The 8,738-nt window shown below is 41.3% G+C and carries 10 protein-coding genes; all 10 read left to right on the top strand.

The window, feature by feature from the left end; translation table 11 throughout:
• The first annotated feature begins 26 nt into the window (after positions 1-26).
• Entirely contained in the window at positions 27-1,334 is a 1,308-nt protein-coding gene (locus QZR70_RS07425) for an FAD-dependent oxidoreductase (protein WP_295794198.1), read from the top strand.
• Positions 1,331-1,609: a ferredoxin family protein gene (locus QZR70_RS07420; RefSeq protein ID WP_295794196.1), complete on the top strand. Its 279-nt coding sequence runs from the start codon at positions 1,331-1,333 to the stop codon at positions 1,607-1,609. Before QZR70_RS07425 ends, QZR70_RS07420 begins: the two co-directional genes overlap by 4 nt.
• Before the next feature lie 4 nt (positions 1,610-1,613).
• Positions 1,614-2,600, top strand: coding sequence for an electron transfer flavoprotein subunit beta/FixA family protein (locus QZR70_RS07415; protein WP_295794194.1), 987 nt, complete (start codon positions 1,614-1,616; stop codon positions 2,598-2,600).
• Positions 2,600-3,601 (top strand): electron transfer flavoprotein subunit alpha/FixB family protein, encoded by a 1,002-nt coding sequence (locus QZR70_RS07410; protein WP_060924160.1) that lies wholly within the window; start codon positions 2,600-2,602, stop codon positions 3,599-3,601. Before QZR70_RS07415 ends, QZR70_RS07410 begins: the two co-directional genes overlap by 1 nt.
• Positions 3,602-4,014: 413 nt before the next feature.
• Positions 4,015-4,773 carry an SDR family NAD(P)-dependent oxidoreductase gene (locus tag QZR70_RS07405; RefSeq protein WP_295794190.1) on the top strand — a complete coding sequence of 253 codons (759 nt, stop codon included), beginning with the start codon at positions 4,015-4,017 and terminating at the stop codon, positions 4,771-4,773.
• 190 nt (positions 4,774-4,963) lie between these two features.
• Positions 4,964-5,563 (top strand): hypothetical protein, encoded by a 600-nt coding sequence (locus tag QZR70_RS07400; protein ID WP_295794189.1) that lies wholly within the window; start codon positions 4,964-4,966, stop codon positions 5,561-5,563.
• A gap of 46 nt (positions 5,564-5,609) precedes the next feature.
• Positions 5,610-6,203: a hypothetical protein gene (locus QZR70_RS07395; protein WP_295794188.1), complete on the top strand. Its 594-nt coding sequence runs from the start codon at positions 5,610-5,612 to the stop codon at positions 6,201-6,203.
• Positions 6,204-6,435: 232 nt separating this feature from the next.
• Complete coding sequence (locus QZR70_RS07390) at positions 6,436-6,738, top strand: helix-turn-helix transcriptional regulator (protein WP_295794187.1); 303 nt, start codon at positions 6,436-6,438, stop codon at positions 6,736-6,738.
• A gap of 262 nt (positions 6,739-7,000) precedes the next feature.
• A complete protein-coding gene (locus tag QZR70_RS07385; RefSeq protein ID WP_295794186.1) occupies positions 7,001-8,200 on the top strand; it encodes an NADH-dependent flavin oxidoreductase in 1,200 nt (399 codons plus the stop codon).
• A gap of 213 nt (positions 8,201-8,413) precedes the next feature.
• A partial coding sequence (locus tag QZR70_RS07380) for a transposase (protein ID WP_295794183.1) occupies positions 8,414-8,738 on the top strand: 325 nt, incomplete at its 3' end.

Raw genomic sequence — 8,738 nt, 5'->3', positions numbered from 1 at the left:
AGCTTTGATTTAAAGGAGCTGAGTATATGGCAATTGATCGCAATGAAACATTTGACGTTATCGTTGTTGGTGCAGGCCCAGCAGGCTCTGCGGCGGCGTTACGCCTTGCGGAGCAACGGGTAAAGGTTTTACTCATTGAACGTGGTACCGCACCAGGCGCTAAAAATATGATGGGTGGGCGTATCTATACGCATTCTTTAGAACGGTTAGTACCGGACTTTAGAGATCGTGCACCATTGGAACGTAAGGTGACAAAAGAACGCATTTCTATTGGTGCTGGCAATGAAATGACGACTATTGAATACAGCTATGAAGATGGACAACCTAACGAGGAATCCTACGTAGTATTACGCGCTAAATTCGATAAATGGCTCGCTGAAGAGGCGGAGAAAAAAGGCGCTCTTCTCGTATCTAATGTGCAAGTAACAGATCTCATCACTGAAGGAGAAGGCAAGAAACAACGCGTTGTTGGTGTTCGGTGCCATGATGATGAAGTATATGCAAAACTTGTTATCATCGCAGAAGGCTCTAATACAGTATTGTTAGAAAAAGCTGGCCTCACAGCTCCTACCGATTCAAGCACTATGGCAGTAGGGGTAAAAGAGGTATACAAACTTAAAAAAGAAGACCTTGAAAATCGCCTCATGCTGTCTGGAGATGACGGTATGGCGTGGCTTACTTTGGGCGACATGACCTCTGGCTTATTGGGGGGCGGCTTTATTTATACAAATAAAGACAGCCTTTCTGTGGGCATGGTTGTAGGCCTTGAAGATATCGGTAAAGCGGATCGTTCTGTAGACGATATGCTTTCAGCTTTCACAAGCCATCCAAGAATCGCACCATTATTGAAAAATGGTCAGTTGAAAGAACATAGTGCCCACCTCGTACCTGAAGGGGGCTATAAATCGATGCCTACATTGGGCGGCAATGGTTACATTATCGTTGGTGATGCGGCACGTATGTGTATGAACCTTGGGTATACCATTCGAGGCATGGACCTTGCCATCGAGTCCGGTATGTGCGCAGCAGATGCGGTTAACGTAGCCTTGCGCGATGAAAACATGGACCGTGTAGCTAAATTGTATGAACGTCAAATCAAGGCTTCTTGGTTGTTGAAGGACTTGAAGCATTACAAAAATATGCCTAAATTCCTCGCTACCCATCCGCGTATTTTCAATGAATACCCAGCATTTGTTAACAATTTGATGCGCGACGTATTCACCGTAAACGGTGATGGTGCAGTACCAATGATGAAAAAAATTATGCGCCGTGTCGGAGACATTGGCCTATTTACCTTGATTCGTGATGCTTGGAAAGGGGTGCGTTCCCTATGAAACTAGAAGAGCGTTTGGGCGCCAATAAATATTATGTAGATGAAACGTCTCCTCATATCCTTGTGGATGGCGCTGGTTTTAGCCTTGAAGAGAAAATGAAGCTCGTCAATGGCTGTCCTGCCGGTCTATATACATTGCAAGACAACGGCGATTTAGCCTTTGATTTCGCCGGTTGCTTAGAATGCGGTACATGCCGTGTTCTTTGTGGTGAAACAATCGTAAAAACTTGGAAATATCCGCGTAACGCTAAGGGCGTAGAATTTAGACAGGGGTGAGTGTATGGAGTTATTAGTATGTATCAAACAGGTTCCAGATACATCTGAGATTAAGCTGGATCCGGAAACAAATAATCTCATCCGCACAGGCTTGCCTAGCATTGTAAACCCTGACGATATGCATGCATTAGAGGCGGCATTGGCGGTAAAAGACCAATATGAAGGTAGTCGTGTTACAGTTGTCAGCATGGGGCCTCCACAGGCGGAAGAAGCACTTCGTCAATGTTTAGCCCTCGGTGCGGATGATGCGGTACTCGTTACAGACCGCGCATTCGGTGGTGCCGATACATTGGCTACAAGCTATACCATTGCGTCTGCAATCCGTCATATTCAACGGACTATGAACCGTCAGTTCCAAATCATTTTCTGCGGTAAACAGGCTATCGATGGCGATACTGCACAAGTAGGTCCTCAAATTGCAGAGGAACTCGGTATGGCACAAGCTACCTATGCTTGTGAACTATCTGTAGACCAAGCAGCTCAAAAAGCAGTTGTAAAAAGACAACATGAAAATGGCTATGAAATCGTAGAGGTTCCATTGCCGTTATTGGTTACGGCGACAGCCGAGCTCAATGAGCCGCGACAACCAGGCCTTTGGAGCTCTATTTACGCGAAACGATATACCATTACTCACGTAACATTGCGAGATATGCCACAAATTGATGAAAGTCGTATCGGTCTTAACGGTTCTCCTACACGGGTGCGTAAGGTATACCAACCACCTCTTCGTGGTAAGGTAGAAATGTTGCCATCCATAGAGGAAGGGGCTAAAAAGGTTCTCGAATTGGCTTACCATATTAAGCCAGAAAAATTTGCTCATCTATTAGTGCCAAATGATGCGCCTGTTGAGGTGGCTGAGGACAATGATGAGGGTGTAGATGTAAAAGATCCTGTGCAACGGGCTGCGTCTGTTGAAAGCGTATCCCCTAGTGAATTTAAGGCGGTAGCAGCTGCTAAAGGTGATGAAGGTTCTAAAGGAGGTGACCGGTAATGGCCGTGACAAATTTTGATGAATATAGAGATGTCTTTGTCGTAGCCGATACCATCGATGACGTGGTACATCCGGTTACGTATGAACTGATTGGCCAAGCTCGCCGCATTGCTAAGGAATTGGGCCAACTCGTTCAAGTTATGCTATTGGGCGAGAATGTTCAAACCGAAGCAGAGGAACTCGTAGCACATGGTGCCGATATTGTTCACGTTTTTGAAAGCCCGCTTTTGAAATACTATACAACGGATGGCTATACGAAGGTCTTAACAGACTTTTTTGAAGATCATAAGCCTAATATTCTCTTGATTGGTGCCACTAACAACGGTCGTGACTTGGCGCCTCGTATGTCTGGTCGCATGCAAAACGGCGTTGTGGCAGACTGTACAATCTTAACGGTAGATACGAATGAAGGCCTTGTTGAATGGACACGTCCTGCCTTGGGCGGCAATATTTTGGCGGAAATCATTTCTCCAAACCATCGTCCTCAAATGGGCTCCGTACGTCCTAATGTATTCAAAAAGCCTGAACGTATTGCAGATAGCTGGGGCCGTATCCAAATTGAACAATTTGATCTCAAGCCTGAAGACATTCGCATGAAACGCCTCGACTTCATTCCGTTCAGCAAAGATGGTTACAATATCCAAGAAGCGGATATCATCGTAGCTGGTGGCCGTGGCATGGGCTCTAAAGAAAACTTTGATAAGCTTTACGAACTAGCTGATGCTATCGGTGGCGTTGTAGGGGCTACACGCCCACTTGTGGAAAAAGGCTGGATTGAATTGCCATATCAAGTAGGTCAAACAGGTAAAACTGTAAGCCCTAAACTATACTTGGCATTCGGTATCTCCGGTGCAATCCAACACGTGAGCGGCATCTCCGGTGCTGACACAATCGTGGCTATCAACAACGATCCAAACGCAGAAATCTTCCAACACGCTAACTACGGTATCGTGGGAGATTGCATGGAAGTCTTAAATGATATGTTGGCGCATCTGAAATAGAGAGCAAGAGTATTTGAGCTCTCCTCGTAAAACATAATAAACCATAGGGATACCTATCCTCAGCCTTCATGGGTACGCGTAGCGCCCAAGGCGGCTTCGAATAGGTATCCCTATTTGCTTTCTAACTGTAGTAGAGCTCAAATATTTTGTCTTACATACAGATGCGCCAGCATATTATTCTAGGGAATAGTAGAAGGCTCTAAAGCGAGCTAAGTCGTTTTCAGAAAGGGTATCCTCTTTGTATTATCATATTCATAAATCCATAAGCCACTTTATGTATTCTTTTAAATCCTATCTGCGCCTATGTATACACTATTTTTGTTGTTTATAGGTGGTAGGGTAGCGTTTTTTGTTTTTTATAATGGTATAATGAATTTATTAGAATAGAACGGATTGATGATGAGGAGGCTTTTATGGCTCGTAATGTTTTTGTCACTGGTGCAACGTCTGGTATTGGTCTTTGTATTGCGGAGGCGTATGCCAAGCATGGTGATAATGTTTTGATTTCTGGTCGTCGTGCTGAGTTGCTATCTGAGGTGCAGGCTCGTTTGTCTAAAGACTATGGTGTGCGTGTTGAGACTTTAGTTCTTGATGTGCGTAGTCGCGAGGATGTTGAAAGCAAGGTTCCTGCAGCTATCGAGGCTTTTGGTGGCGTCGATGTGCTCGTTAATAATGCGGGTCTTGCACAAGGGCTTGATCCTTTCCAAGATAGTGCTGTTGATGATGCGGTGACTATGATTGATACCAATGTGAAAGGCCTTTTATATGTAACAAAAGCAGTACTGCCTTTTATGATTGATAAAAATGAAGGTCATATTGTAAATATGGGTTCTACTGCAGGCATTTATGCATATCCTAATGGTGCAGTGTACTGTGCTACAAAGGCGGCGGTAAAGACATTAAGCGATGGCATTCGTATGGATACCATAGCTACAGATATTAAGGTTACTACCATTCAACCAGGCATCGTAGAAACTCCATTTAGCGAAGTACGATTCCACGGTGATGCGGAACGAGCTAAATCTGTGTACGCTGGCATTGAGGCTGTTCAACCAGAGGATGTGGCCGATGTAGTATTGTATGTAACGAACCAACCTAAACGCTTGCAAATCTCTGATGTGACCATTATGGCGAACCAACAAGCGGCAGGCTTTATGGTACATAAGAAATAGCTTAATACTTGATAGTTTGGGTAAAAGTAACTAGTCATATCATAGTTGATAAATGATTTTATTTACCTATATTAATAAAAACCGATATATGATGAATATTACTTGAATTCCCCAATTATTTAGGATATACTTATTAAACGTATTTTGATAAATATAATTTTGCAAAATGTATTTTGTGGAGTATATTATTATGACCTCAATACTAAAGAAATCTTTTTTGATGGCGTTAGCTTGCATCTGTATAGGTACCTATGGAGTTGTTAAGGGTCAAGATGCTATGGATGCACAAACTAAAGTTTCTGGCCCCTTAGAAATGTCTGTTGAAGCAGCTGTTCCTGGCGTTGTTATGCCAAGTCCTGTACATGTGTTCACCACTGTAGAAGCAGCGTCTGAATATATAGGGTTTAGACCACAGATGCCAAAGCTGTTACCTGTAGGCTTTAATATTCAATCTGTCATCACTTTAGAGAAAGATATATTACAAGTTGTGTATGTCTACAAATCTGGTACGGAGCCATATTATAATCAAGATGGAGGCGCATATATTATATATCGTTCATCTAAGTTAACTGGTGATATCAGTGGTGACCATAAAATTTATAAGGTTATAGAAACTGAACGTGTAGATGGTACAAAGGTTACTTTCAAAGGTGGTAAGAAAATGGTTTATCTTGCATCGTGGATGAAAGATGGACAAAATCACTCTTTAGAATTTCAGCGTCCCGTTACACGAGATATGGCGAAGGCTATGATTCGTAATATTGTTGAGGAAAAAGCACATACAAAATAAATGTGTTTTTAATAATTTTTATGTTATGCGAAGGGAGATTATACCCATGGTCAAAAAATTTGTATTACTAGCAGTTGCGTGTGCTTGTGTAGGTTCTTACACTGTTGCTGGTGCACAAGGTACTTTAGATGTAAAACCAGATCCAGCTAAACCTGTAGTTGCAGAACAGGCAGCTCCAATGGTTGGTATGCCAAGCCCAATTCATGAATTTGCTACTATTGATGAAGCTGCTAAATACATGAATATTATGCCTCATCTACCTAAAGTATTACCTGTAGGCTATAATATTGAGTCTGTAAGCACAATCAATAAAGATGTTTTGCAAGTTGTGTATGTTTACCAAGCTGGTGAAGATTCTACTCGCAATCAAGCAGCAGGCAAACGTATTGTGTATCGTGTAGGTACTACAAAAGGTGATATCAGTGGTAATCATAAGGATTATCGCGTTACAGCTACAGAAAAGGTAAACGGTACAAAGATTACTTTCAAAGGTGGCGAAAAAATGGTATATCTCGCTGGTTGGACAAAAGATGGTCAAAACCATGCGATGTACTTTGAACGCCCTGTAAATCGCGACATGGCAAAAGCGATCATTGCTAACACTGTAGCACCTACAGCACATACAGCATATACAAAATAATATAACAGTCCAGCCTAGTGGGATAGGCATGCGAGCTGTGGTGAAGCACTCGCATGGACACTGTAAGGGTTATATAAGAAGCGGCTCCTCATATGAGGGGCCGTTTTTGTATGAATTGAGAATATTTTAGTATGAATTAAAGGTAAAGATCTTTGTAAACAGATTTTGTAGGAGGCACAATAAATTGACATATCGCGAAATTACGATATAATGATGTTAGAGGTGAATAAAGATGAATCAATTAGAGGTCTTTAAAGCACTTGCTAATGAATCACGTCTACAGATTCTATTTTGGTTAAAGGATCCAAAGCGTTACTTTACTCATCAAGAACCGGTAGACATGGTGGAAGTCGGCGTTTGTGTAGGTCAAATCCAGCTCAAATTGGGCGTTACCCAATCGACAGCATCTCAATATTTGTCTGTACTGCAAAAGGCAGACTTGGTGATTGCTACACGAATTGGTAAATGGACCTATTACCGTCGAAACGAGGAAACCATTGCAGCATTAGCAAAGTTGGTAGAAACTGAATTATAAAAGAGCATGAATATATAACACATACGTATGTGGAGCATTGTTTATTAGTAATATGATTATATTGATAACATGAGTACATTGTTAATACTCGTGTTGTGTTGATAACATGAGTATTATCTAGTGAGTGTGATTATATAGGATTGCTTTTTTATTAACTTAATATATCGGTAATTCGCGATATGTAAATGTGATAGTACGATTCAGTTATCATCCGAAGGTATATCATATAGTATTCCTATTTTAATAGGAGAAAGAGGTTATAATGGCACAACATAACTTAACAGATACAATTACATTTCGTCGTGGTTTGATAAGTCCTAACCGTATCGCTATGGCGCCAATGCAAAGTCAATCTGCATTAGAGGGTGGCTATGTAAGTAATGATACGATCCGTTATTACAATCATCGTTCTAAGGCCGCAGGCCTTTTGATTACTGAGTTTCACTATGTTAGTGAAAGTGGTGGCCCAGCGTATATGCCAGGCTATCCATCCCAATTGGGTATTTACTCAGATATTCATTTAGAGGGCGCAAAGAAAATTGCACAAGCTTTAAAGAAAGACGGTAATAAAGCAGTTATGCAGATTCACCACGGCGGTCGTATGGCTATTGGTCGTTTTATCAATCACCAAGACGTAGTAGCCCCTAGTGACTTACAACGTAAGTTCCCTGTTCGTGCTCTTACTGAAAGTGAAATTGAAGAGATCATTGCTGACTTTGGTCGCGCTACAAAACGAGCTATTGAAGCGGGCTTTGATGGCGTAGAAATCCATGGTGCAAACCACTATTTATTGCAACAATTCTTCTCTGTATTAACAAACCATCGTACAGATAAATGGGGCGGCTCTTTAGAAAATCGTATGCGCTTCCCATTAGCTGTTGTACGTGAAGTAAAACGTGTAGTAGAAGAGTCCGGCGTAGAGAACTTCATCATTGGCTACCGTTTGAGTCCTGAAGAAATTCACGGTACAGATATTGGCTATACCTATAAAGAATCTCTTCAATTAGTGGAGACTATTGTAAAAGAAGAGCTAGATTATATCCACTTATCCTTGTGGGGCGGCTATGATTCTAAACCAGAAGGTGCAGATCAATCCTTTGGCTCTTTATTCAAAGCTGTTCTAGATGATGAAACAAAACTAATCATTGTAGGTAATATCTTCAGTGAAGAAGCAGCTCGTGATGCGGTAGAAAACTATACCGATATCATCGCTGTAGGTCGCGGTACATTAATCGATCCTGAATTCGGTCAAAAAATCATGGACGGTAAAGGTGATACTATCGTTCACGAAGTAACTTCGGAACATGTGCCAAACATGCACCTAACACCAGGCCTATTTGAAGCCTTCACACGTACTGATTCCTTGGGCTTGCCACCACTACCAGGTGCAGAATCCATCTATGACCAACACAGAGGTACATACGATAACCACCCACTAGCAATTCCATATGCAGAACAATAAAAAGTAAACATCAACTGAATTAGTAAGAAAATTTAGTAAATAACTTTGTAAAAAACACAGATTTTTAAGTAAATTTTTTAGTTAAATAATCGAATCACAATACATTAAAACTATACACCCATATACGACTTGTGAAAGTGAGTTTGTAAATGAAAGCCCCTGTTTAATGATATGTACCCCCTTTACCGGACAACCAGTAAAGGGGGTATTTTCATGAGATATAGTTATGAATTTAAAAGAAAAGCAATTGAATTATTCTATCAAGGTAAATGGCCGAAGACACCTGTCGGTGTATCAACACATACATTTCATAGACAAATAAGGGACTGGGTTAAATTAGAACGACTTCATGGTTTGGATATTAATAAATGTCGAGGGACTAATAAGTATTGGTCTCCAAAAGAGAAATATGAGTTAGTATGCCAAGTTCTTTCTGGTCAAGGTTTAAGAGCAGTAGCTATTGTAGCGGGTATTAATTCTGGACAACTGTATCAATGGGTTCATAAATACAAAACTTTGGGATACAATGGTCTTATTA

It is taken from the genome of uncultured Veillonella sp., from assembly GCF_900545205.1.
Classification (GTDB): Bacteria; Bacillota; Negativicutes; order Veillonellales; family Veillonellaceae; genus Veillonella.
The sequence above is the reverse complement of the archived record's forward strand: the minus strand, read 5'-3'. Positions and strand labels throughout refer to the sequence as shown.

Bases quoted from the DNA above. Each gene is read 5' to 3' on its own strand.
- QZR70_RS07425 (WP_295794198.1), top strand. From the start codon at position 27: ATGGCAATTGATCGCAATGAAACATTTGACGTTATCGTTGTTGGTGCA.
- QZR70_RS07420 (WP_295794196.1), top strand. From the start codon at position 1,331: ATGAAACTAGAAGAGCGTTTGGGCGCCAATAAATATTATGTAGATGAA.
- QZR70_RS07415 (WP_295794194.1), top strand. From the start codon at position 1,614: ATGGAGTTATTAGTATGTATCAAACAGGTTCCAGATACATCTGAGATT.
- QZR70_RS07410 (WP_060924160.1), top strand. From the start codon at position 2,600: ATGGCCGTGACAAATTTTGATGAATATAGAGATGTCTTTGTCGTAGCC.
- QZR70_RS07405 (WP_295794190.1), top strand. From the start codon at position 4,015: ATGGCTCGTAATGTTTTTGTCACTGGTGCAACGTCTGGTATTGGTCTT.
- QZR70_RS07400 (WP_295794189.1), top strand. From the start codon at position 4,964: ATGACCTCAATACTAAAGAAATCTTTTTTGATGGCGTTAGCTTGCATC.
- QZR70_RS07395 (WP_295794188.1), top strand. From the start codon at position 5,610: ATGGTCAAAAAATTTGTATTACTAGCAGTTGCGTGTGCTTGTGTAGGT.
- QZR70_RS07390 (WP_295794187.1), top strand. From the start codon at position 6,436: ATGAATCAATTAGAGGTCTTTAAAGCACTTGCTAATGAATCACGTCTA.
- QZR70_RS07385 (WP_295794186.1), top strand. From the start codon at position 7,001: ATGGCACAACATAACTTAACAGATACAATTACATTTCGTCGTGGTTTG.